The sequence below is a fragment of the bacterium genome, assembly GCA_017744355.1.
GTDB lineage: Bacteria > Cyanobacteriota > Sericytochromatia > S15B-MN24 > UBA4093 > JAGIBK01.
In genome coordinates, this window is record JAGIBK010000001.1 from 626,777 (window position 1) to 651,172 (window position 24,396).

The following is a 24,396-nucleotide window of genomic DNA, read 5'->3' on the forward strand; positions in this document are numbered from 1 at the left end:
TCAGGGTTCGGGGCCTGCGTGCTTCCAGGGGGCGCGTCGCGCCTTGCGAGGCGCATTGAGACAGGCTAGAATTATGAGCGGTTGTTAAAGGCGGTCTTCAGGCCTGATCCACCGCCACTTCACCGGAGGGCGACGTGTCGCTTGCCATCTATCCCGGGTCCTTCGACCCAATCACCAACGGTCACCTGGACGTGCTGGACCGCGCGAGCCGCATGTTCGACGAGGTCATCGTCGCCGTGCTCGCCAACCGCACCAAGAACTGCATCTTCACCTTCGAGGAACGGGTCGAGATGATCCGCGAGGTGACCCGCAACATGCCCCGGGTCAAGGTGGAGAGCTTCAGCGGCCTGACGGCCGACTACGCCAAGCTCAAGGGCGCGAACATCCTCATCCGCGGCCTGCGCGCCGTGTCGGATTTCGACGCCGAGCTGCGCATCGCCCTGGCGAACAAGAAGCTCAATCCCGAGCTCGAGACCGTCTTCCTCATGACCTCGTCCGAGTACCTGTTCCTGTCGTCGAGTACGGTCCGCGAGATCGCCTCTCTGGGCGGTCCTACGACCGGGATGGTGCCCGAGCACGTTGCAGAGTGCCTGCGCGCCAAGTTCGCCCCCGTCACCGGGGACGCCACGAGGAGGAATGTCCTATCTCCCAGCTAGAGAACCTGCTCTTCTCCATCGAAGAGCTCGTCATCAAGAGCATCAAGGTCCCCTTCTCCTCCCGCGCCGTCGTCGATGAGGAGCGCTTGCTCGATCTCTTGGTCGAGCTGCGCGCGGCGCTGCCCAAGGAGATCGCCGACGCTGAAGCCCTCCTGAGCCAGCGCGACGAGCTGCTCAGCGAGGCCCACCGCCGCGCCGAGGAGATCATGGTCGAGGCCCGTCAGACGGCTTCGACCCTGCTCGACCAGAGCGAGATCGTGGCGGCGGCACAGGCCGAGGCCGAGCGCGTCCGGGCCGACACCGCCCGCGACATCCAGGCCCAGCAGGCCGGCGCCGATCGCTACGCTGACGAGGTCCTCGGCGAGCTCGAAGCCAAGATCGCCCGAGCCCTCTCGACCATCCAGAACGGCCGCCAGCACCTCGGCGCGGAGTAAGCATGTCCTCGTACCAGGTATCCATCGCCCAGTTCGCCCCCATCCTCGGCGGGGTCGACGCCAACCTCGAAACCCACCTGAGACTCTGCGAACAGGCCGCTGCGAGCGGCTCGCGCCTGATCGTCTTTCCCGAGCTCTCCTTGACGGGCTACTTCGTCAAGGACCTGGTGGGCGAGGTGGCCCTTTCCCTCGATGCGCCCCAGCTGGCTGCCATCCGGCGCGCCTCCGAGCGAATTGACGTGGTCTGCGGCTTCATCGAGAAGGCGGACGGCGATCGCCACCACATCGCCTCCGGCTACTTCTCGGGCGGCGAGCTGCTCCACGTGCACCGCAAGGTCTACCTCCCCACTTACGGCATGTTCGAGGAAGGGCGCTTCATCGCGCCCGGCCGACGCCTGCGGGCCTTCGACGGTCCCTTGGGGCGCACGGCCATCCTCATCTGCGAGGACCTGTGGCACCCCTCCACGGTCGGGGTGATGGCGGCCGATGGAGCCGACCTGCTGATCGGGGTCGCGGCGTCCCCCGCCCGGGGCTTCGGGGGCGATCGCCCCGACTCGGCGCGGATATACGAGCAGATGAACCGGGTATACGCCCAGTTGTTCGGCATGAACGTGGTGTTCTCCAACCGGGTCGGCTTCGAGGACGGGGTCGGCTTCTGGGGCGGGTCCGAGGCGATCTCTCCGACCGGGAGCGAGCTCGTCAAGGCGCCTTACTTCGACGACGCCCTGGTCACGGCGACCATCGACCCGGCGGATGCGCGCCGGGCGCGACTCGCCACCCCGCTCGGGCGCGACGAGCGCCTCGACGTCACCATCGACGAGCTGAGCCGTATCGCCACCACCCGTCGCGAGGGACACGCATGAGAGCTTGCCTTGCTGCCTTGGTCTTGACCCTCGGGATGGCCTCGAGCGCCTCGGCGCTTCCGAGCAGGGCCCAGGTCATCGCCCTTGCGCTCACGCCCAAGGAGCAGGCCAAGCCCCTTCAGGAGGCCCTCGAGAAGGAGCTGAAGAGCTCGCGGCGCTTCGTCGTGGCCAAGCCGGTGACTTTCCAGGGATCCGACGCGAACCCTCAGGGGGCGATTTCGGGCCTGCGACGCGCGACCAAGGCGGATCTCGTCTTCGGCGGCAGCGTCGTCGAGGGCAAGGACGGCGAGCTGGAGCTGAACGGGCGGATCTACGATTTGGCCGTGGGGGACGCCTCCAAGGCGATCCGCTTCACGGGCGTCCGCAACGACACCCCGGCGCTCGCCCGCGAGCTTGCCCGCTACATGCGCGCGCAGGCGCCCCTGCGCGGCGAGATCACCGGGATGCGCGACAACCGGGTGCTGCTCAACATCGGCTACGAGGACGGCGTCCAGCCCGGCAGCTACTTCGCCATCAATCGGGCGGGCGCTGCCCGGGGTGCCCAGGCCGGCCAGCTTCGGATCATCAGCGCCGACGCGTGGTTCTCGACCGGCGAATTGCTCAGCCGCTCGCGTGGGCAGAAGGTCAGCCCGGGGGATGCGGTCGTCGAGGACGTGGATTACGGCCTGATCGCGCCCTAGGTCATGTGCGTTCGTCACATTTTGACGTGCGGCGGTCGTGTAGGATAAAGTTGCTCGCACCCTACCCATGCGCTTCCCGGAGGGATTAACATGGCCTTTGATTCGGAGCCCGCGTCCAACGAAGCCACCTCGCCCTGGGCGGGGGTTCGCAACGCCTTCAAGAACGGCGGGGTCCCCCAGGATACTCCCGAGATCGCCGCGATCTTCGAACAGATCAAGAATCTGCGCGAGGCCGAGCGCTCGCTTCGCTCGATCCGTCGGACCATGGACCTGGACAACGTCCCCTCGCTCGATGTCATCGTGGAAGAGGAGCCGGAAGTCACCAGCGCGCCGCCGACCAACGACCTCACCAAGCTGCTCGACTCCTACCTGGCCCTTCGCGACGAGAAGGACGCCCTGGAGGCGAAGCTGAACCAGGTGGTCGGCGTGCTGACCAATCTTCAGGCGACCGTCGAAGGCCAGAGCAAGCTCATCGACGAACTCAAGCAACGCTAGCACCATTTCCTTCGCACCGCCCGGGTCTCTGCCCCGGGCGGTGTTCTGATAGGATGGGACGATGGGCATCCGGATCGACCTTCACACCCACCTGGCGGGCCTCGGCGCCGGCCATACCGGCTGCGCCGTCTCGCCGCGCATGCGGCGATCGTTGACCTTCCATGCGATGATGCTCATGACCGGCATGCGGGGCCCCGACGCTCGGGGCCGCGAGGACGCCGCCTACGCCGCCTTCATGGCTCGCTCGATCGATGACGCGCGCGAGCTCGATTACGCGTGCCTTTTCGCCATGGACGGGGTGTACGACGCCCACGGCGAGCTGAATCTCGCCGAGAGCCATCTCTTGGTGCCGAACGCCCACCTCTTCGAGGCCTGTCGCCAGAGTCCCAAGCTCTTGCCCGTCATCTCGGTGAACCCGGACCGCCGCGACGCCGTGGTGGAGCTCGAACGCTGGGGCCCGACGGCGGTGGCCCTCAAGTGGCTGGGGCCCCTTCAAAAGTTCGAGCTAAGTCCCGTGCGGCACGCACGGCTGATGGACCTCATCAAGGAGCTCGAATTGCCCGTCATCGTCCACACGGGTTGCGAGCACACCTTCCCGGGCATGGAGCAGCGCCTCGGCAATCCGGCTCTGTACGAGCCCCTGCTCCAGCGGGGCATCCCCGTCGTCTTCAGCCATTGCGGGACGGGCTCGTTCATGCACCCCGGCTACGACTACTCGCACGAGTTCCTGCGCCTCTTAGAGCGCTACGACCACGCCTACGGTGACACCTCGGCCTTCTGCTCGCTGGTGCGCTACAAGCAGATTCGGCGGTTCCGGGTGGATCGCTACGAAGGTCGCCTGCTGCACGGCTCGGACTTCCCCATCCCGTCGAGCGCGGTGTACTTCCTGCGCGATCTGGGCTTCTCGGGGGTGGCGCGCCTGCAAGGGGTGCGCAGCGTGCTCGATCGCGACGTGCTCACCAAGCGCGCGATGGGCATGCCCGACCGAACCTTCACGGCGGCCGGCGAGCTGCTCGCCCCAGGGATCAAGCGCTACCAGCGCACCCTATAGCCGGAAGCGAACCCGCTTCTCGCGATCGGCCATGGGGTCCTCGCCCCGCAGCACGCGATTACGCAAGTTCTGGATCCAGAGGTTGGCCGTGTCCGCCTGCGACGAGCAGAAGTCCGCGCCGTAGCGCCGAATCTGTTCGCCCTGGTTCTCGAGGATCCAGAGGTCCTGGGCGAGGACCTTGCGGCCCGCGATGGCGACGAACGGCTTGATCAGGGGGGCAAGAGGCCCCAAACGCCACGTGACGTGCACGTAGACCCGGGTCTCGAGCTCCGAGACGGGGGTGCAGATCTGGTAGCCGATGACCTCGCGCTTGGCTCCGAAGGCGTAGCGCACCGAGACGATCGAGGGCATGTGGAAGGAGTCCACGTGCGTGACCTTCTCGCCGGGCTTGAGCACCAGTCGCCCGAGCAGGCTCTGGGACTTGGCCTCCTCGTCGATCTCGATGTCCACACCGTCCTCGCGGGTCTTGACCACGGTCTCGACCGCGTGGTCGGGGGCGGTGCGGAAGAGGCCGCGGTGAATGAAGCCGGTGTGGGGGCAGTCGATGAAGTTCTCGACCAGGTTGTTCGCACTGTTGCCGATGGTGGCCTCAAGCCGGGTCCAGGACCAGCCTGCCTCGTCCATGTGCGGCAGGTGGAAGGGCCGCTGCGCCTCGGGGTCGCCATCGCCCACGTAGACCCAGACGTAGCCTTGCTGCTCGATGAGCGGATAGGCTTGAACGGCGCTTTTCTTGGGGATGGGATCCCCGTCGCAAAGGGCGGGAATCTTGACGCACTGGCCGGCGGCATCGAAGGCCCAGCCGTGGTAAGGACAGGTCAGGCAGCCGTCCTCGACCCAGCCGCGGGATAGCTGGACGTTGCGGTGCGAGCATCGGTCAGCCAGGGCGCTGGCGCGCCCGTCGGCGTCCCGAAAGAGCACGAGCGGCACCCCGTCGATCACCCGGGCGAGGGGCTGCTTCTTGAGCTCGGCGGAAGTCGCGGCGATGTACCAGTAGTTCTTCACAGCTCCTCCTCTCCCCTACTAGTCTTACAGGTCCAGCGAGTCGTGGCTAGGTGCGCTTTCTTCAGGGAGGCTCTCCGTCGCGTCACCAGGCAAGCTATCGGGGTCGGGAGTGGGCTTGGGGGTTGCCTTCGGCTTCTTGGTGGGGTCTGCCTCTCCACCGGGCACGTAGAACTCGTTGGACGCGCTCGCAGGGGCGGGCGAGACCGAGGGCGTCGCCTTGACGGTCCACTTCTCGGGCTGGGGGAAGGGGGTCGGGGGCGTCTTTTCGAGCGCGACCTGCATCAGCTGCTTCCAGAGCGGGGCGCAGACCGCCCCACCCGTGGTGCCCGCCATCTTGGAGTTGTCGTCGTTGCCGAGCCAGACGAGCGTGACCAGGTCCGGGGTGTAGCCCACGAACCACGCGTCGCGGTGGTCGGAGGTGGTGCCGGTCTTGCCGGCGGCAGGACGACCGATGTTGGCGGCCGCCCCCGTGCCGTAGCGGACGACGCCTGTCATGACGTCGTTGAGGATCCGGATGGGATCCGCCTCGAAGACCCGGCGAGGACGCGGATCGTTGCGCTCGACCACGGTGCCGGCGCGGTCCTCGACGATGCTGTAGGCCTGGGGCTCGCAGCGCATGCCGTCGGCGGCGAAGACCGAGTAAGCGCTTGCAAGTTCGAGCGGGGTGACTTCGGAGCTTCCGAGTGCGAGCGAGAGGTTCGCTCCGAGCGGGCTCTGGATGCCGAGGCGATGGGCGTTCTCGATGACAGGGTCGATGCCCACCCGGTCCAGGAGCTTGACCGCGATGATGTTGTTGGAGCGCTCCAGCGCCTGGCGAAGCGTCATGGTCCCGCCGTAGGAGTTGCCGTAGTTCTCGGGGGTCCAGAGCTTGCCGCCGCCCGCGTTGTACGAGACCTTGGCGTCGTTCATGAGGGAGGTGGGCGCGTGGTTTCGCTCGAAGGCCGTGAGGTAGACGAAGGGCTTGAACGAGGAGCCCGGCTGGCGGTGGGCCTGGACCACGCGGTTGAACTTGGACTTGGCGTAGCTGACGCCGCCGACCATGGCGCGGATGTAGCCCGTGCGCGGATCGATCGCGACGATTGCGCCCTGGCTGAAGTTCATGCGCTTGCCGTGGGTGGCGATGGTCTGGGTGAGGAGCTGCTCGGCCTTCTGCTGGATCTCCCAGTCGATGGTGGAGCGGATCCGAAGGCCGCCGCGCATCACCACGTCGCTGCCGTAGCGGTTGATCAGCTGGTTGAGCAGGTAGCTGGTGAAGTAGGGAGCCTTGTAGCTGAAGTTCTGGGTGCCCGGGTGCTTGAGCGGCGCTTGCGAGGCGGCGTCCGCCTGGGCCTGGGTGATGAAGCCGGCACGGACCATGCGCAGCAGGGCGACGCGCTGACCGCGCTTGGCGAGCGCCGGATCCTTGTAGGGCGAGTAGCGCTCGGGGCCGCGCAGCAAGAACGCGAGCTGCGCGCTCTCGGCGAGGGTCAGCTCCTTGGTCTTCTTGCCGAAGTAGTTGAGCGAAGCCGCCTGGATGCCGTAGCAGTTGTGACCCCAGTAGACCTGGTTGAGGTACATCTCCAGGATCTGGGCCTTGGAGTAGCGGTGCTCGATCTGGACCGCGAGCCAAGCGTCAGCGATCTTGCGCCCCCAGCTCTTGTTGTTGGTCAAAAAGAGGTTCTTGGCGAGCTGCTGGGTGATGGTGCTCGCGCCCTCGGCCTTGCGGCCCTCGGCGAGGTCCGTGAGGGCGGCACGGGCGATGCCCTTGAAGTTGATGCCGTGGTGGTGGTAGAAGCGGTCGTCCTCGACGGCGATGACGGCCTCGATCAAGGTCTTGGGGATCTCGCCGAGGGGCACGACTTCACGGTTCTCTTCGCCGTGGACGTTGGCGAGCAGGTGCCCCTTGGCGTCGTAGATGCGCGTGGATTCGGTGGGAACCCAGCTTTCGAGGGATTTGACGTCCGGCAGGCGTGACAGGCTCACGCCCAGCCCCACCGCTGCCCCCAGCCCCAGGAACAGGACCTGCCACCCGACGAAGGCGGCGCGGTCCTGCCAAGTCAGCGGTCGCTTGGGACGCTTCGCCTCTGGGGCTTGGCGTTTGCCGACCGCTCGGCGCGGGTCTCCCCCGCCCTTCCCGTTTTGAGCGGGCCGAGCGGGGTGGCGAGGGGGCTGCTCGCTCATTTAGGCGAGGGTGACGGCCGCCCGAAGCGCGAGGTTCATGGCCTCGGAGGCCATCTTGGCGACGTCGACGACTTCACCGTGGGAGGTGGCCGCCTGGGCCTCGGCGGTCACCGCGATGTTGGTGATGCACGAGATGCCGAGGACCTTCATGCCGTGCGAGCTGGCGTAAGCCGCCTCGGGCACGGTGGACATGCCGACGGCGTGGGTCCCGATGCGCTGCAGCCAGAGGATCTCGGCCGGGGTCTCGTAGTTGGGGCCCAGCAGACCGGCGTAGACGCCCTCGCGCATGTTGAAGGACTGGGTCTTGCCCCAGGCGATCATCTTGGCGGTCCACTCGGGATCGTAGGCCGGGGTGGGGCTGAAGTCCGGGGCGCTGCGATCGGCCATGCCGGCCTGGAAGCCGTTGAGGAGGCTGACCTGGTCCTTGATCATCATCAGATCGCCGGGGAACCAGTCGCCGCAAAGGCCGCCGGCGGCGTTGGTCAGGATGATCTTGCGGATGCCCATGGCCTCGTAGAGGCGCATGATGCTGGTGGCCGCGCTGAGGGGATGGCCCTCGTAGAGGTGGAAGCGGCCGCGCGCGATCGCGACACGGGGGCCGCCGGGGATGGTGCCGACGGTGAGCAGGCCCGCGTGACCGGCGACGGTGGCCTCGGGGAAGCCCTCGATCTGGTCGTAGGGGATGTCGATCTTGTCTTCGAGGTCCTCGAGGACGACGATACCCGACCCCAGGACGATGCCGAACTCGGGCGGCACGCCAAGGTCGATGGCGGGCAACTTGGGGGCGGCGGTCAACGTTTCGTTCACGGGGTCTCCTTCAGGTGGTCGGGGTGCAATTTTTCACGAAGGGTGTCGGCCTCGCGGATGAACATCCCCTCGATCAGGCGCATCAGCTTGCGCCAGGGCTTGTGCTCGGGGGCCATCGGGGTGGCGAGGATGGTCATGGAGCCGATCCGGTTGCCGCCGAGGATGTCGGTGAAGAGCTGGTCACCGATGATGACGGCCTCCTCGGGGCGGATGCCCATGTCGGCCATGGCGGCCCTGAAGCCGCTGCGGCGCGGCTTGGCGGCTCGGCAGGCGCAGGGGATTTCGAGTTGGTCGGCGACGATCTGGACGCGCTTGGCGCTCGGGTTGTTGGAGAGGATGTAGAGCGAGAAGGACGCCTTCATCTCCTGCACCCAGGCGTGAATTTCGGGCGGGGGCGTGTGCTCGAAGGCCGAGACGAGGGTCTCGTCCAAGTCGAGGATCAGGCCCCGGATCCCTCGGGCCTTGAGGTCCGCCGCCTTGATCTCGGTGACGGAGCCGACCCACATGTCCGGTCGAAGTAAGCTCGTGCTAGTACGCATGAGAGAGATGGTACCATTCCAGCGAGCCGCCGCAAAGCCTCGATGGGATGCGGAGCCGCCTCAAATCAGCGCCGGTGGCGGCGTTGGGCCTCGAGGTGCTCCGCGTAGGAGCGGGTGAAGGCGTGGCTGCGATCGCCCTTGGCCACGAAGTAGAGGTACGTGGTCTCTTCTGGATGCAGCGCTGCTTGGAAGCTCGCGCGGCCCGGGTTGGCGATGGGACCGGGGGGAAGGCCCGCGTACCGGTAGGTGTTGTAGGGGCTGTCAATCCGCACGTCCTTGAAGCTGAGGCCGCGATTGCCCTGGTGGCGCCCGAGCGCGTACTCGACCGTGGGGTCCGATCCCAGGCGCATCTTGAGCTTGAGGCGGTTGTGGAAGACCCCCGAGATGAGGGTGCGCTCTTCGGGCCGTGCTGCTTCGAGCTCGATGATCGAGGCGAGGGTCAGGGCTTCGGGCAAGCGCATGATCGGGTTGGCCTCGGCGCGGTAGTCCTTGAGGATCACGGCTTCGAAGCGCGAGAGCATCTGCTCGATCAGGCGGCGCTCGTCGATGCGATCGCCCTCGTAGAGGTAAGTGTCGGGGAAGAGATAGCCTTCGAGGGTCGGTTGCACGTCACGAAGCCATGGGTACTTGTCGGCGAAGGCCTCGGGGCGGGCGATCAGTTCGAGGAAGCGCGAGCCGTCGCCCGCTGCGCGCTGGTCGAGCAGTTTCGCGATGCGGCCGGCAGAGTATCCCTCGGGCACGGTGAGGCGCTGCTGCCGCCCTCGGCCCTCCACCAGGTACTCGAGCACCTGGAAGGGGTTCAGGCCCGGGGAGAGGGCGTAGGTGCCCGGCTGAATCTTGTCGCTGCTGCCCGTCAGGCGACCGAGCAGCGAGAGGGCGAAGCGGTTACGGATGATGCGCTTGGCCTCGAGGGTGGCGCTGGCGGTGCCGAGCGAGCTGCCATCCGCGATGGTGACGTAGCGCGTAGGAGCGCCTGGCCTGCCGACGGGCGTGAACTGGCCGACGACCATCAGCAGCGCAAGGCCGCAAGCGGCTGGCGGTAGCCAGCGCTTCCAGTGGCGCCGGGCGCTATCGACGAGCTTGGAAAAGCGTTCACGCATCCTGCACCTCTAGATCGTCGGTTCGATGATCTTGCCGTTGAAGATGTCCGCCGCGCGGCTTACCAGGTCGCTCGGTCGTTCTGGCGACGGACCGTTCCCGCTCGGGCTTTGCGGCTCGGGTTTCGGGGCGGGCGGCGTAGGTACGGGCGCGGCGACCGGAGCTGGCGGAGGCGGCAGCAAAGGCGCGCTCACCACTTCAGGCGGAGGCGCCTCGTCCTCGAAGGGCTCGGGCTCCGGCTCGAAAGCCCGAGGAGCAGCCGGTGGCGCAGAGACCGGTGGCGGAGCGATCGGCGTCGGGATGGACGGCTCGGGGGTGGCGACGGCCTGGGGCTGAGGTGCGGCCGGCGCTTGCGAGACGCCGGCCAAATTAGGGCGGGGCGTATCCCCCTGCTCGAACGACAGCGCCGTTCGAACCGTGTCGCCGAAGGCCTGGGCCGCGGCCTTGTCGAGGTAGGCCTTGCGGTCGGCCTTTTCGAAGAAGGTGCGCATGGTCGCCTTGATGGCGATCGCGATGATGTCACCGTCGCGCCGCACGTAGAGGGCGTGCTGCTCGAGCAGGCTGTGGGTGCTGCGATGCACTCGCGCAAGGGAGGCAAGGAACGTGCCGTGCGCATCGCCGGCGTCCACATGCGCGCTCGGGAAGGGCAGGCCCGTGCCGGGGGCCATGGCCGCCGCTTGCGGCGCCACCTCGACGGGACTCATCGGCGAAGGGGCGGGCGCTGCCACCGGGGGCGCCATCGTGGGGGCCTGTGGCGGGGGCGACATCGTGGGCGCTTGCACCGGGGCCGCTTGCGGGGCGGCGTAGGTCTGGCGTGCGGGAGCCGGTCTGCCTGGGGCGGGCGCCCCGTTGGCAAGGCGCTCCTCGAGGGCCTCGATCCTCCGGGTGAGATTCGCGATCGAAGGGATATCGGCGCGCTCGCACAGCCGGATCATCGCGAGTTCCAGCCAGATGGTCATCTGGTTGGAGCCCTTCAGGAGGTCCTCGGTCTCGCGCAGGACCTCCAGGGCGTAGAGCAGCTCGGGGCTCGAAAAGCGGCTTGCGATCGCCTTGAGCGCATCGACCTGGGTGTCCGGCAGCTCGAAAGCGGCGGCGCGATCGGGCGCAAGCCCGACGAGCATCAGGTGTCGGAAGGTCTCGACCATCTCCCGCAGGACCGCGTGGTGGTCGTAGCCCTTGGCGAGCAGTGCATGCACCCCCGTGATGGCATCGACCACCTGAGCGTCAGCGATCGCCTGGGCCACCGCGGTGAGCGCCTCGTTCGAGACGAGGCCGAGCGCGTTGAAGACGTCCTCGGCGCTGATGGTCGTGCCCGGCGCGCAGGCTCGGACCTGGTCGAGCAGGCTGAGCGCGTCGCGCAAGCCGCCGTCGGCGCGCTTGGCGATGGCGGCGATGCCCGCAGGGTCGACGCTGAGCCCCTCTTCGGTCGAGACGTAGCCGAGGTGTTGGATCAGGGCTTTGAAAGCGATGCGCTGGAAATCGAAGCGCTGGCACCGACTGATGATGGTCGGCAGGACCTTGTGGACGTCGGTGGTCGCCAGCACGAAGACCAGGTTGGGCGGCGGCTCTTCGATGGTCTTGAGCAGGGCGTTGAACGCCTCGTTGGTGAGCATGTGGACTTCATCGATGATGAAGACCTTGTAACGCCCCTGGGTGGGAGCGAAGCGCACCCGGTCGCGCAGGTCGCGCGCGTCGTCCACGCCGCGGTTGGAGGCCGCGTCGATTTCGATGACGTCGGGGAAGTTGCCGCGCGAGATGCCCTCGCAGGCCGCGCAGCGCTCGCACGGAGTGACCGTCGGTCCCTCGGCACAGTTGAGGCTCTTGGCGAAGATGCGCGCGCTCGACGTCTTACCCGTCCCGCGCGGCCCGGTGAAGAGATACGCGTGGGCGAGCTTGTTGCCAGTAATGGCGTTGGAGAGGGTGCGAGCGACGTGCTCTTGGCCTACCAGGCCCGCGAAGTTCCTGGGACGCCACTTACGATAGAGGGCGAGGTAGGTGCTCATGGCAAACGAGTATACCACGCGGCGGCCTGCTGCCCGCTCGTAACTTCCGCGCGACGGCCTTTCTCCCTTGAGTGGTTGGCCTCGAATGCAGTAGACTAGACGTACTTATGCTTGACGTTGCCGTCGTAATTCCCAACCTGAACGGGGAGGGCGTGCTGGGGTCCTGCCTGTCGGCTCTAGAAGCCGCTGCGGGCGCGCTGCGCGTGCGAGCGGTCATGGTGGACAACGCGTCGAGCGATCAGAGCGTCACGCTCGTGCGGCGGGACTTCCCCGAGGCCCTCGTGATCGAGAACGAGGAGAACCAGGGCTTCGCCAAGGCCTGCAACCTCGGGGGCAAGGCCTTTTCGAGTCGCTACGTTCTTTTACTCAACAACGATGTGACCCTTTCGCCCCGTAGCCTCGAAGCCCTGGTGGTCTACGCGGACGCTCACCCCCGGGTCGGGGCCGTCACCCCCCTCATGTGCTGGCCCGATGGCCGGGTGCAGGGCCCGCGGCTCGGTTTTGCCGGCCTGCTGGGCCAAGAGGCCGTTGCGCTCTCCTTCGCGCCGGGGACTTGCCTGCTCTTGCGCCGGGATGCGCTCGACGCCGTCGACTGGCTGGATGAGGCGTTCTTCTTCTACAACGAGGACCTGGACCTCTCCTGGCGCCTGAAGAAGGCGGGCTGGGGCATCGTCTGCTTGCGCAGCGTCCGGGTTCAGCACCACGAAGGCGTCTCGACCCGGACCGACCTCTCGGTGCGCGCGCGGGCCATGGCCGAGGGCTATCGGGGCTCGCTCACCCTCGCTCGCAAGCACTATCCCTGGGCCATTGGCCCGGTGCGCTTCGCCCTGGGGCTCGAAATCAACTGGCGAGCATCTGTTGCCCGGCGCAAGGAGCGTCGTGGTGAGCCGCTCAGCGATCGCGAGCGCGCCTTTCTCATGAGCGTGCCTGCGGCTCAGGCCGCCTTGAGGCTGAACCCTTGAGCATCGAAGCCGTTGCCGAGCGGCGGGTCCCCCTGCGCCAGACGCAGGGACCGTCCGAGGTCCCCAAGGCGGCGTGGGTTCTGTTGCATGTCGCCTTCTTCCTGCTCCCGCTCGCCTCGGTCCTGAGTGCGGTCATCCTCCTGGGCCTGGGCACCTACTTCGCCTGGCGCAAGACGCGCGTCGAGGTGCCGATCCCCGGTAAGAGCTGGTCCTTGCTCATGGCGCTCGTGGCCCTCTCGGCAGCGACCTCGGTCGCACCGGGCCTCAGCGCGGTGGCGATCCTGCTGTTCGGCGCCTACTTCACGCTCATCTGGGTGGTGGGCCTGATGCTCGACTCGCCGCAGCGGGTCTGGAGCCTCTGTCGGAACGTCTTCTGGACGACGGTCTTCTGGGCGGTCTTCGGGGTCGGGCTGGTCTACTCGCGGATCTTCTACACCTACCAGTCGCCGCTGCTCAACATCCAGCTCGGCACCTGGGATCACCGGGCCGCCTCGATCTTCTACCATCCGAACATCCTGTCGGCGTACCTGATCCTCGCAAGCGGCATCGGGATGATGCTCATGCTCCAGCGCCGCCGCAAGGAGCGTATCGTCGTCGGCCTCGGGCTCGCGGCGATCATGCTCTGCCAGGTCCTGACCAGCTCGCGCTCGGGATGGATCGGGACGATTGCGACCTTTCTGCTGATTGGTATCCTGGTCGATCGCCGAATTCTCATCACCCTGGTTGGCGGGATCTCGGCGGCCTTGATGGCCTTCTGGCCCATGATTCTGCCGCGCCTCCAGACCCTCGGGCAGATGGACTTCACGAGCAATCATCACCGGGTGCTCGTCTGGAAGAGCGCGCTCGCCATGATTCGCGAGCGCCCCCTGACCGGTTGGGGGCCGGGCACCTGGCCCATGGTCTATCCCCAGTTCGAAGATCCCCTCATCCTCGAGAAGATGCCCCACGCGCACAACATGTACCTCATGATCGGAGCCGAGTTCGGCCTCTTGGTGCTCGTCGTGCTCCTCGGGGTGTTCATCTCGCTGGTGGTCAAGTCGGCGCTCGATACGCGCAAGACCCCGTGGCACGCCCACGTGGCCATCCTGGGCTGCACCATCGTCGGCTACCTGCTGGTCGGGTTCTTCGACTTCATCTTCACTGAAGGCCGCAACAGCATCCTATTCTTCGGCATGCTCGGCATGCTCGTGGCCATGCGCCGGTTCAAGCCGGAGCCTCAGCGCGAAACCAAGCGCATTCTTTTCATGAGCAACGGCTTCGGCGAGGACCGCATCGCGAGCACCATCGCCAAGCGCTGGCCGCGTGCCAAGGCCGAACTGTGGGCGATGCCCATCGTCGGCGAGGGGAACGCCCTGCGTGCAGCCGGCGCTGCGATCGTCGGCCCCACCCAGTCCATGCCTTCGGGGGGCTTCATCCTGCGCAGCCCGCGGGCGCTGTTCGCCGACCTGTACCACGGCCTTGCGGGGCTCACGATTCGCCAGCTCCTCGCCGTGCGCGCCGTGCGCGGCCAGGTGGATCTGGTGGTGGCGGTGGGTGACGTGGTGCCCTTGTATTTCGCCTGGCTCTCAGGGGCGCCGTTCGTCTTCGTCGGCTGCGCCAAGTCCGATTACTACCTCGGCGGTCGCTTCGGCAGCTACGGCCTCTTGGAGCGCTGGTTCATCCGCCATCCGCGCTGCCGCGCCGTCTACCCGCGCGACGGGGTGACCACCCGGAACCTCGAGGCCCGCGGCTTCCTCGCCCACGACCTCGGCAACCCCATGATGGACGACTTGCAGCCCACGGGCCGCCCCTTGCCCCAGCGCGAGGGGGCCGTCTCCATCGGCATCTTGCCGGGGAGCCGGGACGAGGCGTATGCCAACCTGGAAGCCCTCGTCGAGACCTGCCGTGCCGTCGCGCTGGAAGCCCCCGCTGGGCGCAAGGTCGATTTCTTGGCAGCGATCGCCGAGAGTCTCGATGTGTCTCGCCTTGCTGCGGCCATCGCCGACAAGGGCTGGAAATTCGACGCGGATGCGCAGGTGCTGAGTGGCCCCGAGGGCGTTCGGATTGCCCTCTGCCGCGGGCGCTTCGGCGACTGGATCCACCGGGTCGAGGCGGTCATCGGGATGGCCGGCACGGCCAACGAGCAGTGTGTCGGCATGGGGCTGCCGGTTTTCACCTTCCCCGGTAGCGGTCCTCAGTTCAACCCCGCCTTCGCCGAGGCCCAGACCCGCCTGCTCGGGGAATCGGTGGTGCTCTGCCCGCCCGTGCCCGAGGCGATCGCCACCAAGCTCTGGGAGGTCATGAACGACCCCGAGCGCCTCGCCCGGATCCGCGAGAACGGTCGGACGCGAATGGGCCTGCCCGGGGCCTCGGCTCGCATCGCCGAGCACGCATCGGGTTTCGTCGCGCCATGACGCTCGTCGTCTTCGGCGGCGGCTATTGGGGGCATCACCACGTCTCGGGCCTGCTCAAGGCCAAGGCCGCAGGTCGGGCCTCATTCGATTCGCTGGTCGTCGTGGATCGCCTGGCCGAGCATGCGGTCCGAACGGCTTTTGGAGACCGTCCCGACGTCGCCATCGTCGTCCAGGAGTGGGACGACTTCCTGGACGATTACATGGACCGCGCGATGCGAGGCCGTGAAGATCGCCTCGTGCCGGCGCCGGTGGCCCCGCACCTCTTCATGACCTGGCTCCAAAGGTCGCTTGCGCGCCTGCGCCCCGACTTCGCCTGGGAAACGCGCGCGCTAGAAGAGCCCCTTGCGACCCCCTTCGAGGCAACGGGGAGCCAAGGCGAGCGCTTCGTCAGTTTCGCCGAGTGGATGTGTCCGCCCAATTGCATCGAGCCCCGTCGCTGCCCGGCCATCAAGGCCGAGCGAACATGGGAGATGCCCGAGACCATGGCACGCTACGGTGAGGCGCTCGGGGTCGTCGAGACGGCGGTCTTTCATTCCAAGCACTACGCCTGGGGGATCGCCGCTCTTCCCTCGCAAGCCCTCGAAGACGCGCGCGCACGGATCCTCGAAAGCTTACCGGTATCAGGTGGCGACTACCTGATTGCCACCGTTTCCTCGTGCCACGGGGTGGCGGGGATGATTAGCGCTCGACCGATTCCGACGCGACCGGAGCGGTAACGAACACCATCCCGCTCGCCGACGCGCTGACCTGCGCGCCCGCAAGGCGCGGAGCGAGTGCTGCCCACTCGTCCTCACGCAATAACGCCGTCTCACCCGGCGCCCAGGCGGCCGCCAGCACGTCGGCGGTGACGAGGCGCTCCGAGCGATCCAGGTAATAGACGAACGAGGGACGCGTCGTGGCCCCCAGGTAATTGATCCCGCGCGTGGCAGGGACGTGCTCGGCCGCGACCGCAGCGAAGGGGTGCAGGTCGGGCGAGAAGCGGGTCTCCCACTGGAGGTTGGCCGGAATCAGCGCCAGGAAGGCGAGATACGCGCTGGCGACAACCAGCCAAGGCCCTTGTTGGAAGCGCGGGCCTGAAAGCCGAGCGCCCCCCAAGAGAAGGCCTAACCCGAGCACAGCCACGCCGAACACGTACCCGCGATCCCCGGGGGTGGGCGAGAGCAGGAGGTACGGGATGCCGGCGATCAAGAGGAGCGTGCCGAGCCCCTGCCAGGCGCGTCCGAGCGCTCGGGCGGGCACCTTGCGGGCCAGCAGGTGATCCAGGTAGCCGCCGATGAGCAGCGCGAGGCCTGGGTACATCGGGACCACGTACCAGGGAAGTTTGGTGGCCGCCAGCGAGAAGGCGACGAAGACCCCGCCGCCCCAGCAGACGGCGAGCCGGATCGCGGTCGATTCCCGGCGGCGCCAGGCGTAGAGGGCGGCAGGCACCAGGGCGAAGAACCAGGGATGGAGCTGAGCGGCCAACTGCACGAGATAGAACCAGGGGCCGCCCCGGTGTCCGTCCATGGCCGAGGATGCCCGCCCGAGAACGTGGACCCCCAGGTGGTTCTGTACGAACTCCATGCCGTAGCGGGTCCACTGGGCGGCATACCAGGGCGCCACGCAAGCAGCCCCCAAGGCGATCCCCAAGAGCAGCCAGGGCGAGCTCCAGGCATAGGCCTTGCGCTCCCAGAGCGCGAAGCCGAGGCAGATCAGGGTCAGAAGGATGGCGAGCGGTCCCTTGATCATCCAGACGGCCGCGAGCGCGAGCCCGAAGCCGATCGCCCAGCGCGGGTTGCGCTTGGATGCGACGAAGGCCCCGATGCCGAGGGTGAAGGCGAGTGCGAGCGGAGCGTCGAGCATGGCCATCCGGCCCGCCTTGACGAAAGGAAGGCTCGTCAGCAGAACGAGCGCCGAGAGGAGAGCGGCCCGCTGCCGTTCGAAGACCATCCCGCCAATCCAGAAGAGGGCCGGAACGCAGGCCGAGGCACAGAGGGCGGACGGGAGGCGAGCGGCCCACTCGCTTGCGCCGAAGAGCTTGAAGCTGAGCGCGATCGCCCAGATGGCGAGTGGGGGCTTGTCGAAGAAGGGCGCACCGCGCCATTGGAGGGTCACCCAGTCGCCCGAGCGAAGCATCTCCTTGACGACCTGGCCGTACCAGGCTTCGTCCCAGTCATAGAGCGAGCCCAAGCCGAGGCGCAGGCCGAACATCAAGAGGGCCAGGACGAAAAGGAAGAGGGAGAGCCTGAGGGATTGGCGTGAGGCGGGCATCGGAACCTTCGATCGCAAGCGTGCATCGTGATGATACTCGATCCGAGGGGGAATCTGCCAACCTAAAGGCGCGCCCTGACGGTCGTTGCAGCCTCGTGGGCGACGTAGTAGGGTGGGCGGACAAGACCGGCCATCCCGAGGAGGTAGCGCGATGAAAAAGGTGATCGAACGCAAGGATCAGCCCGTTCTCGGCGGCGAAGCGGCCTTCCGTCACGGCGCCGAGAACCAGGTGGATCAGCTCGAACTCGATCCGAACCAGACGACGCCGGTCGTCCTGCGCGACACCGACGAAACCCAGCTGGAGGTCCTCGAGTTCCGCGAGCCGACCCCTGGGCACTCGATCGAGCCGAGCCACGACAACCGGATAACCTCCGAGGAGTGAGCGAGCCTAGCCCCTGAGGCCGTCAAGGAGAAGCCGAGCGCGCCCTTGAAGTCGCAAAGCCATCTGATACCATTGCTTACATGCTTTTCGACTTCTATCATCGCCATCGCTTCTTGATCGTCGCCATCGGAGCGACGGCGTTCGTTTTCTTGCTCGCCAGCATTCTGCGACACGAGATGCTGCAGTCGAACCTGTTCGATCTGGGCATCTTCGATCAGGCCGTCTACCTGATCAGCCGCGGCGCCCATCCGTATGTGACGACCCTGGGCTTTCACATCCTGGGGGATCATGCAGCGCTCGTCCTCTATCCGATCGCACTGCTCTACGCCCTCGTGCCGCACGTGTACTGGCTTTTCTTCGTGCAAGCGGTGGCCCTTGCGCTCGGCGCCTTGCCGGTCTTCCAGCTCGCTCGTCGAGAGGGCCTCTCTCCCGAGTGGAGCAAGGTAGCGACACTCGCTTATCTTGCCTATCCGGCGCTCTTCAACATCAACCTCTTCGACTTCCACACCGAAGTCGTGGGCTTGCCCGCGCTCCTCTGGGCCGTGTGGGCAGGCCTCTCCCGGCGCTACCTGCAGCTTGCGATCGCCGTGGCGATCGTCCTGGCGAGCAAGGCCGTCATGAGCCTGACGGTCGTGATGCTCGGCGTCTGGCTCTTCTTGAAGCGCGAGCGCCTCGCAGGCGCCCTCGTCGGCACCGCCGGGCTCACCTGGTTCTACCTCTCGTCGAAAGTCGTCATTCCCATGTTCACAGGGGGGCCGCCCGCTGCGGTCGGGCGCTATAGCTACCTTGGGCACTCGCTTGGCGAGATTGTCTGGAATGTCTTCACGCAGCCGACGCTCGTACTGGGGCGCCTCTTCGGTCCGGAGGCCCTGGTCTACTACATCGGTTTGCTCGTTCCTGTCGCGCTCGCTATCCACTGGCGCAAGGCGACGGCCATGGTCCCGGCACTCGCCATGCTTCTGATGAACGTGCTCTCGGACATGTCGGCCCAGCGCGATCTGGTACACCAGTACTCGCTGCCGATCTTCCCCTTTCTCATCCTGTGGCAGATCCAGTCGTTGAAGCATTTTGAACTCAATGGCACGCGCCGCTGGCTCACGCCTCGCGTGCTCGGCATCTGGATGCTCATCAGCTTCCTGGCGTTCGCCAAATTCGGCTACTTCTTCTCGCTCTACACCACGCGGCTGACGAACTTGCCCGCAGCCAAGCAAGCGATGAACTTGATCACCGGCCCGGGCGGCGTCCTAAGCGAGTCGGCCTTGGCCTCACACCTCTCGCAGCGCGAGCGGGTCGAGATGATCAACGCCGAGACCGAGCCCACCGAGGAATACCTCGGGCGCTATGGCTACGTGCTCCTGGACACCACGAATCCCGCCTGGCGCAACTCGGCCGAGTACAGCCGGACCCTGCAGCAACGCTTGGAGACCGATCCGCGCTTCCGCCGCGTCTTCAATGACCAGGGGATTCAGCTCTTCGCGCGCATCCTTTAGGAAGGCTGGCTATCCGGCTGACGATTGACTAGAATATCAAGCGATCGCTCTCAAGCCATAGCCAGGAAAAGGACGTAGCAGATGCCCCCAGCCCAGCACATCGCCGCAGCCCTCCTCGGAACGACCTTGCTCCTGAGCGGCTGCACGGCCATCCCCACGGACCCAGGCTCCACCGGAACCAACACGAATTCGGGCCCCGGCGGCGGCACCGGGCCGATGGGCACCGTCAAGATCGGGCTCGCGGGCAAGTCCTTCAAGCTCAACGGCAAGACGGACAATGCGGAGATCGTGGACGTCTGGGCCGGGACCTATCCGGTCGCCATCTTCAAGACGCCGGAGGCGGACACGGGGCGGATCGGGCCGGGAACGCTCGAGGTCAAGCGCGACGGCCGGGTCGCCTCGATGGCTCTCTCGGACGCCTCGGGCAAGCTCATCCGCAAGAGCGCGGTGAGCCTGGATTTTGAGAGCTGGAGCGTCGGCATGGTCCAGGTGCAGGGCTTCGTCAGCCAGCTCATCGTGGACGAGACCGCAGCGGCGCAGCGGCGCATCGCCGCATGCTTGGGCAGTTCGGCACCGGCAACATCATGGGGCCGGACGGCCAGGTCGGCGGACAGGCCGGCTACCTTGAGCCCGATATCTATCACTTCCGCAACAACATCGAATACGTGGGGGCGGCAGTTCCCGAGGCCTTCGCCCACCTGGCCGGTACCTGGAAGGGCCCCCAAGAAGCCAACACCAACGGCAAGCCCGATGTGACCGTGACGATCGGCGCCGGCGGCACGGTCACGATCTCCGGCAAGGCCGCTCTCAGCGGTGCTGATGCGACCGTCACCGCGAAGTGGGATGGCCAGGACGACTACATCGCCCCCGACACGACCTTGGCGACCGGCGACTTCGTCATCGTGCTCAACAGCACGAACGGGGGCGGGAGCCAGGCCGAAGGCGGGATCAAGCTCATCGTGCCCGCCCTCTCGGGTCTCAAGGAGGCACCGGTCTTGAAGTACGCCAACTCCAACCTCTCCGGCATGAACGGGGCCCTCACGGTCAAAGGTCCCGCCAAGCAGTAATCGACCGAGGACCCACTCGGCCCCCGCCGGCTACTGCGCAGCAGCTTGCCGGCCTCTGTCACGCCAAACCAGGCCCACGAGCAAGAGGAGCATGACCAGGCTCGCCAGCAACCCCGAGATGGGATGCCCGTAGCCGGTCCAGGCCAGGCGGTTGGCTGCGTAGTCCCAGAGGTTCAGCCGGCTCGACAGGGTGATGAACACGACCCAGAGCCCGTGCATGGCGATGCCGGGCACCAGGCTCTTGCGCCGGTGGGCGGTATACGCCAGAAGCAGGCCCGTCATGAAGAGCCCGAGAAACGGCACGATGCTCTCGATGGGACGCAACCCCGGTCGAATGAAGTGGACGCTCGCGAAGACCGCCGCGCTCACCGCGAAGGCCGTGGCCGGCTTTCGGTCCCTGAGCAGGGTTTGAAGCAGCACCCCGCGAAAGACGACCTCCTCGACGAGGGCAAAGCCCGCTCCGGCAAGCAGGGCCGATGCCACCATCGAAAGCGGCCACTGGCCGGGAGGCCGGAAATGTGTCCAGCCGAGCTCCAGTTCGAGCGCGTAGACCACGGCGATGCCGCCCCCGCCGAGCAGGAGGCCTTCCCCCAAAGCCTTGCGAGAGAAGCGAAGGCCGAGCTCGTTCGGGCGACGGCCTTCCCAGACCAGCCAAAAATACGCGGTCGAAAAGAGCAGCGCCAGGTAAAGGCCGATGGAGTAGGTGTCCTTCACGTGCTGGGGAAGGGCGTCGAGTTGGCTGAGGGCCGCCCATTCGAGGCGGAAGATTCCCTTCAGCAACAGCCCCCAGAGGAGCATGAAGACGACGATGACCAGGAGCAGCAGCAGGAGCGATCCCCACGAGGGATAGCGTTTACCGTGCGCTGGTCTGGTGCTCATACCACTTCGAGTAGAGCCCGCCCTGGGCGAGCAGATCGACGTGAGTGCCTTGCTCGAGGACTTGCCCCTCGGAAAGGGTCACGATGCGGTCCGCCTTCTGGATGGTCGAGAGGCGGTGCGCGACGATGAGCGTGGTGCGCCCCTGCATGAGGCGTTCGAGGGCTTCCTGGACTTGGGCCTCGGACTCGGTGTCGAGGGCCGAGGTCGCCTCGTCGAGGATCAAGAGGCGCGGATCCCGCAAGAGCGCGCGCGCGATCGCGATGCGCTGACGCTGGCCGCCCGAGAGCGAGGCGCCACGCTCGCCCACCCGGGTCTCGTAAGCATCGGGGAAGCCCGTGATGAAGCCGTGGGCGTTGGCGGCACGGGCGGCGGCCTCCACCTCGGCTTCCGAAGCATCCAGCTTGCCGTAGCGGATGTTGTCGGCGATGGTGCCCGAGAAGAGCGACGACTCTTGCGAAACGTAGCCCACCTGCTGACGCAGCCAGTCGCTGCGCAGCTCTCGAAGGTCCACCCCGTCCAGGGTGACGCGGCCTTCCTGGGGATCGTAGAAGCGCTGCAAGAGCTTGGTCACGGTGGTCTTGCCGCTGCCGCTGGGGCCCACCAGGGCGACCACCGAGCCGGCTGCGACCGTGAGCTCGAGGCTCGACAGCACAGGCTGCTTGCCTTCGTAGCCGAAGACGACCCGGTCGAAGGCGATATGGCCGTGCAGGTGAGGCAGGGTACGTGCGTCGGGGCCGTCCTCAAGGGCGGCGGGAGTGTCCATGACCTCGAAGATGCGATCCAGGGCGCCTGCCGCCTGCTGGATCTTGCCCACCGCGTTGGAGACCACCAGGACCGGGTCGATGCAGACGCCGACGGCCGCTGCGAAGGCGAGCAGGTCGGGCACGGTGAGCTGGTTATTCAGGATTTCCCAGCCGCCCATCCAGAACACGCCACCGATGGCGAGGATCTGCAGGAAACCGACCACCGGGGTCTGGAGGGCCTGGACCTGGGCGCCGCGCAGGGTGGCGAGCAGGTGATCGTGGTTGAAGGCGGCAAAGCGCGCGGCTTCGTGCCGCTCTTGGCCGAAGCTCTTGACCAACAGGACGTTCGAGAGGCGCTCGTTGAGATAAGCGAGCATGTCGCCCACGCGGCCTTGCGACATGCTGGACCAGTCGCGCAGGCGGTTGGCGAAGAGGCCGATCGCCCAGCCCACCAGCGGCATTCCAAGCACCGCGAGCGCGGCCAGGTGCCAGTTGAGGACGAAGAGGTAGCCGATGGCGCAGGTAACGATGATGAGGCTCGGGACCAGTTCCGCCGTGGCGATGACCAGGGCATCCTTCAAGAGGTTCACGTCGTTGACCAGGCGGGCCGAGAGGTCGCCCGAGGCCCTGCGCTCGAAGTAGTCGAGGCTCTGCGCCTGCAGGCGCGCGAAGAGGGCCGCGCGGAGGTCCGCGATCGCATGCAGGGCCATGGAGGCCGAAGCGAGGTTCGCAAGCCAGGTGAAGAGGCTCTTGCCGGTATAGACCGCGATCAGCGCGATGACCAGCGCGTTGAGGCGCTCGAGCGTCAGGTTGGAGAAGGTTTCGGCGGCCTGACGGGCGACCGAGATGCTCGCCAGGGTCGAAACCGAGGTCAGGACGATGGCCGCGATGGCCCCCAGGATGAGCGGCCAGTAGGGCCGGATGAAGGGAAGGAGGCGGCCCCAGAGGCCAGGAAAGGCGCGGGACGTCATGCGTCGGCGTCCGGCTGGCTAGGGACCGCCGGCGCACTCTGGGTCGTCGAGGGGGCGGCATGCCTCGCGAGCACCTCGCGGATGACGCCGACCGTCTGGGCGGCGGCCCCGGGTTGGCCCATGGCCTGGTGCAGCGCGAGGCGGATGGCGCGGCAGCGAGCAGGGTCACCCAGGATCGCCTCGGAGAGCGCGGCCACGTCCTCGGGCGAGATGACCCCCACCAGCTCGGGGGTGATGGCGCTGCCGGCCCGCTGATTGGGCAGGGCTGCGAACTTGAGGCGCTTGGCGAGGGTGCGTACGACCGTTCGCTTGAGGGGCTTGCCGATGAGCGGCAGGTTGCCGATCTGGCCGGCAAGGCCGTCGAGGGGAATCTCCTCGGGCTTGTTCAAGGGCAAGAGCACAATCATGGGCACCCCCAGGATCGCTAGCTCGGCCGTGTTGGTGCCCGGGACGGTGAGGGCGAGGTCCGCGACGGCCATGCCCGAGTAGTGGTGCTCGGGCCCGAGGATGCGCACGGTGGCGCCGCCCGGCGTGACGATCATCGGACCGTCGGCCCCCTGGACCAGGCGCCCTCCGCAACCGCCCGTGACCTGGTGCAGCCGCTCGTCATCGAGGGCCATCTGGATCTGGGAGAGGGGCGTGAACGGGGACTGGTGCAGCACGAACTGGATCGACGGATCGTTCTCGTAGAGCAGATCCGCGGCCTTGAGCAAGAGCGGGGTGATGTACTTGACCTTGAAGGGCTTGCTGCCGGGCAAGAGGCCAATCACGGGGGCATCCGCCGAAAGCTCCAGCCGCGCGCGGATCTCGTGGGGATCGTACTGGGGCCGCACCGCATCGACCATGAGGTTGCCGACGAGCGTGATCTTGCGTGGGTCGATGCGCTTGGCGCGCATGGCGAGGTAGGCGTCGCGATCGCTGGCGAGGAAGCGCTCGACCCACGGTGCCCAGCGGCCCGTCGTTTCGGTGTAGGTGATGAGCGGAAAGTGCGTGCGGCCGCTCATCATGACGCCGAAGAGCTGATCGCCGCCCATGAAGAGCACGACGCCCTGCTCGCTCAGCGGCTCGGACGACGGAAGCCTGCCGCCGAGCAGGTAGCGCACGGTGTCGGTGGGTTGCCAGACGCGGATGCCGAGGCCCCAGCCCTCGATCGTGCGGCGCTCCTCGCCGCTCGCGTAGGGGCAGGGCACCAGGGCTACGGTGAGGCGCGCCTCGGGCATGGAGGTGCGAAGCTGGCGCACGACCGGCTTGACCCAGGTCGATACTTCGCCAGGGCCGTTGCTGATGATGATGATGTCTTGCTGCATCGTCACTTCCCTGGAGCGGGCTTATGTCGGCCAAGACGACCGATATACCTGGGCTTCGGCTCGATTGTACCTTGCCGAGCAAGCAGCGTAAAGCCGTAGAGCGCGAACTGCTCTGCGGTATCCGAGGCGAGAAACGACGACTGGCCGCCATTGGCGGCCAGCTT

General features: G+C 66.9%; 23 protein-coding genes. 13 read left to right on the plus strand and 10 right to left on the minus strand.

Going from position 1 to position 24,396, the window contains the following annotated elements; genetic code table 11:
• Positions 1–134 precede the first annotated feature (134 nt).
• From coaD to J7643_03055, 6 genes are all read left to right on the plus strand, one after another.
• The gene (gene coaD / locus J7643_03030) at positions 135–656 is read left to right on the plus strand and encodes a pantetheine-phosphate adenylyltransferase (GenBank protein MBO9539545.1); all 522 of its coding nucleotides are present in this window, start codon (positions 135–137) and stop codon (positions 654–656) included.
• Between the two features lie 86 nt (positions 657–742).
• Positions 743–1,090 carry a hypothetical protein gene (locus tag J7643_03035; protein ID MBO9539546.1) on the plus strand — a complete coding sequence of 116 codons (348 nt, stop codon included), beginning with the start codon at positions 743–745 and terminating at the stop codon, positions 1,088–1,090.
• Between the two features lie 2 nt (positions 1,091–1,092).
• Positions 1,093–1,953 (plus strand): carbon-nitrogen hydrolase, encoded by an 861-nt coding sequence (locus tag J7643_03040; protein ID MBO9539547.1) that lies wholly within the window; start codon positions 1,093–1,095, stop codon positions 1,951–1,953.
• Positions 1,950–2,633, plus strand: coding sequence for a hypothetical protein (locus tag J7643_03045; GenBank protein ID MBO9539548.1), 684 nt, complete (start codon positions 1,950–1,952; stop codon positions 2,631–2,633). Before J7643_03040 ends, J7643_03045 begins: the two co-directional genes overlap by 4 nt.
• Before the next feature lie 90 nt (positions 2,634–2,723).
• Positions 2,724–3,128: a hypothetical protein gene (locus J7643_03050; protein ID MBO9539549.1), complete on the plus strand. Its 405-nt coding sequence runs from the start codon at positions 2,724–2,726 to the stop codon at positions 3,126–3,128.
• 61 nt (positions 3,129–3,189) lie between these two features.
• A complete protein-coding gene (locus tag J7643_03055; protein MBO9539550.1) occupies positions 3,190–4,179 on the plus strand; it encodes an amidohydrolase family protein in 990 nt (329 codons plus the stop codon).
• Here J7643_03055 and J7643_03060 read toward each other — a convergent pair.
• The 6 genes from J7643_03060 to dnaX form a co-directional block, all read right to left on the minus strand.
• On the minus strand, positions 4,174–5,181 hold the full coding sequence (locus J7643_03060) for an aromatic ring-hydroxylating dioxygenase subunit alpha (GenBank protein MBO9539551.1): 1,008 nt from the start codon (positions 5,179–5,181) through the stop codon (positions 4,174–4,176). The genes J7643_03055 and J7643_03060 overlap by 6 nt on opposite strands.
• 24 nt (positions 5,182–5,205) lie before the next feature.
• On the minus strand, positions 5,206–7,143 hold the full coding sequence (locus tag J7643_03065) for a PBP1A family penicillin-binding protein (protein MBO9539552.1): 1,938 nt from the start codon (positions 7,141–7,143) through the stop codon (positions 5,206–5,208).
• A gap of 198 nt (positions 7,144–7,341) precedes the next feature.
• Positions 7,342–8,148, minus strand: coding sequence for a purine-nucleoside phosphorylase (locus J7643_03070; protein ID MBO9539553.1), 807 nt, complete (start codon positions 8,146–8,148; stop codon positions 7,342–7,344).
• The gene (locus J7643_03075; GenBank protein ID MBO9539554.1) at positions 8,145–8,687 is read right to left on the minus strand and encodes a YqeG family HAD IIIA-type phosphatase; all 543 of its coding nucleotides are present in this window, start codon (positions 8,685–8,687) and stop codon (positions 8,145–8,147) included. Before J7643_03075 ends, J7643_03070 begins: the two co-directional genes overlap by 4 nt.
• Positions 8,688–8,752: 65 nt before the next feature.
• Positions 8,753–9,787 (minus strand): endolytic transglycosylase MltG, encoded by a 1,035-nt coding sequence (mltG, locus tag J7643_03080; protein MBO9539555.1) that lies wholly within the window; start codon positions 9,785–9,787, stop codon positions 8,753–8,755.
• Positions 9,788–9,796: 9 nt separating this feature from the next.
• The gene (gene dnaX, locus J7643_03085) at positions 9,797–11,806 is read right to left on the minus strand and encodes a DNA polymerase III subunit gamma/tau (GenBank protein ID MBO9539556.1); all 2,010 of its coding nucleotides are present in this window, start codon (positions 11,804–11,806) and stop codon (positions 9,797–9,799) included.
• An 89-nt stretch (positions 11,807–11,895) separates the two neighbouring features.
• Here dnaX and J7643_03090 point away from each other — a divergent pair, with 89 nt between their 5' ends.
• From J7643_03090 to J7643_03100, 3 genes are read left to right on the plus strand one after another with little or no spacing between them, the layout of a single operon-like run.
• Positions 11,896–12,750, plus strand: coding sequence for a glycosyltransferase family 2 protein (locus tag J7643_03090; GenBank protein ID MBO9539557.1), 855 nt, complete (start codon positions 11,896–11,898; stop codon positions 12,748–12,750).
• Positions 12,747–15,143: a lipid-A-disaccharide synthase-related protein gene (locus tag J7643_03095; protein ID MBO9539558.1), complete on the plus strand. Its 2,397-nt coding sequence runs from the start codon at positions 12,747–12,749 to the stop codon at positions 15,141–15,143. The genes J7643_03090 and J7643_03095 overlap by 4 nt, the downstream gene beginning before the upstream one ends.
• Positions 15,140–15,859: a hypothetical protein gene (locus tag J7643_03100; protein MBO9539559.1), complete on the plus strand. Its 720-nt coding sequence runs from the start codon at positions 15,140–15,142 to the stop codon at positions 15,857–15,859. Before J7643_03095 ends, J7643_03100 begins: the two co-directional genes overlap by 4 nt.
• Here J7643_03100 and J7643_03105 read toward each other — a convergent pair.
• Complete coding sequence (locus J7643_03105) at positions 15,822–17,393, minus strand: glycosyltransferase family 39 protein (GenBank protein MBO9539560.1); 1,572 nt, start codon at positions 17,391–17,393, stop codon at positions 15,822–15,824. The two genes, J7643_03100 and J7643_03105, sit on opposite strands and share 38 nt — an antisense overlap.
• Positions 17,394–17,544: 151 nt before the next feature.
• On the opposite strand from J7643_03105, the gene J7643_03110 reads away from it, so the two are divergent.
• The 4 genes from J7643_03110 to J7643_03125 all read left to right on the plus strand — a co-directional run bounded on the left by J7643_03110 (position 17,545) and on the right by J7643_03125 (position 20,332).
• Entirely contained in the window at positions 17,545–17,775 is a 231-nt protein-coding gene (locus J7643_03110) for a hypothetical protein (GenBank protein ID MBO9539561.1), read from the plus strand.
• An 80-nt stretch (positions 17,776–17,855) separates the two neighbouring features.
• The gene (locus J7643_03115) at positions 17,856–19,265 is read left to right on the plus strand and encodes a DUF2079 domain-containing protein (protein MBO9539562.1); all 1,410 of its coding nucleotides are present in this window, start codon (positions 17,856–17,858) and stop codon (positions 19,263–19,265) included.
• 81 nt (positions 19,266–19,346) lie between these two features.
• Positions 19,347–20,021, plus strand: coding sequence for a hypothetical protein (locus J7643_03120; GenBank protein MBO9539563.1), 675 nt, complete (start codon positions 19,347–19,349; stop codon positions 20,019–20,021).
• The gene (locus J7643_03125; GenBank protein MBO9539564.1) at positions 20,018–20,332 is read left to right on the plus strand and encodes a hypothetical protein; all 315 of its coding nucleotides are present in this window, start codon (positions 20,018–20,020) and stop codon (positions 20,330–20,332) included. Before J7643_03120 ends, J7643_03125 begins: the two co-directional genes overlap by 4 nt.
• A gap of 30 nt (positions 20,333–20,362) precedes the next feature.
• Here the strand turns inward: J7643_03125 and J7643_03130 are convergent, their stop codons facing one another.
• The 3 genes from J7643_03130 to J7643_03140 are packed head-to-tail and all read right to left on the minus strand — an operon-like array spanning position 20,363 to position 24,232.
• Positions 20,363–21,211: a CPBP family intramembrane metalloprotease gene (locus tag J7643_03130; GenBank protein ID MBO9539565.1), complete on the minus strand. Its 849-nt coding sequence runs from the start codon at positions 21,209–21,211 to the stop codon at positions 20,363–20,365.
• The gene (locus J7643_03135; GenBank protein MBO9539566.1) at positions 21,186–22,925 is read right to left on the minus strand and encodes an ABC transporter ATP-binding protein; all 1,740 of its coding nucleotides are present in this window, start codon (positions 22,923–22,925) and stop codon (positions 21,186–21,188) included. The genes J7643_03130 and J7643_03135 overlap by 26 nt, the downstream gene beginning before the upstream one ends.
• A complete protein-coding gene (locus J7643_03140) occupies positions 22,922–24,232 on the minus strand; it encodes a hypothetical protein (protein ID MBO9539567.1) in 1,311 nt (436 codons plus the stop codon). Before J7643_03140 ends, J7643_03135 begins: the two co-directional genes overlap by 4 nt.
• Positions 24,233–24,396 lie beyond the last annotated feature (164 nt).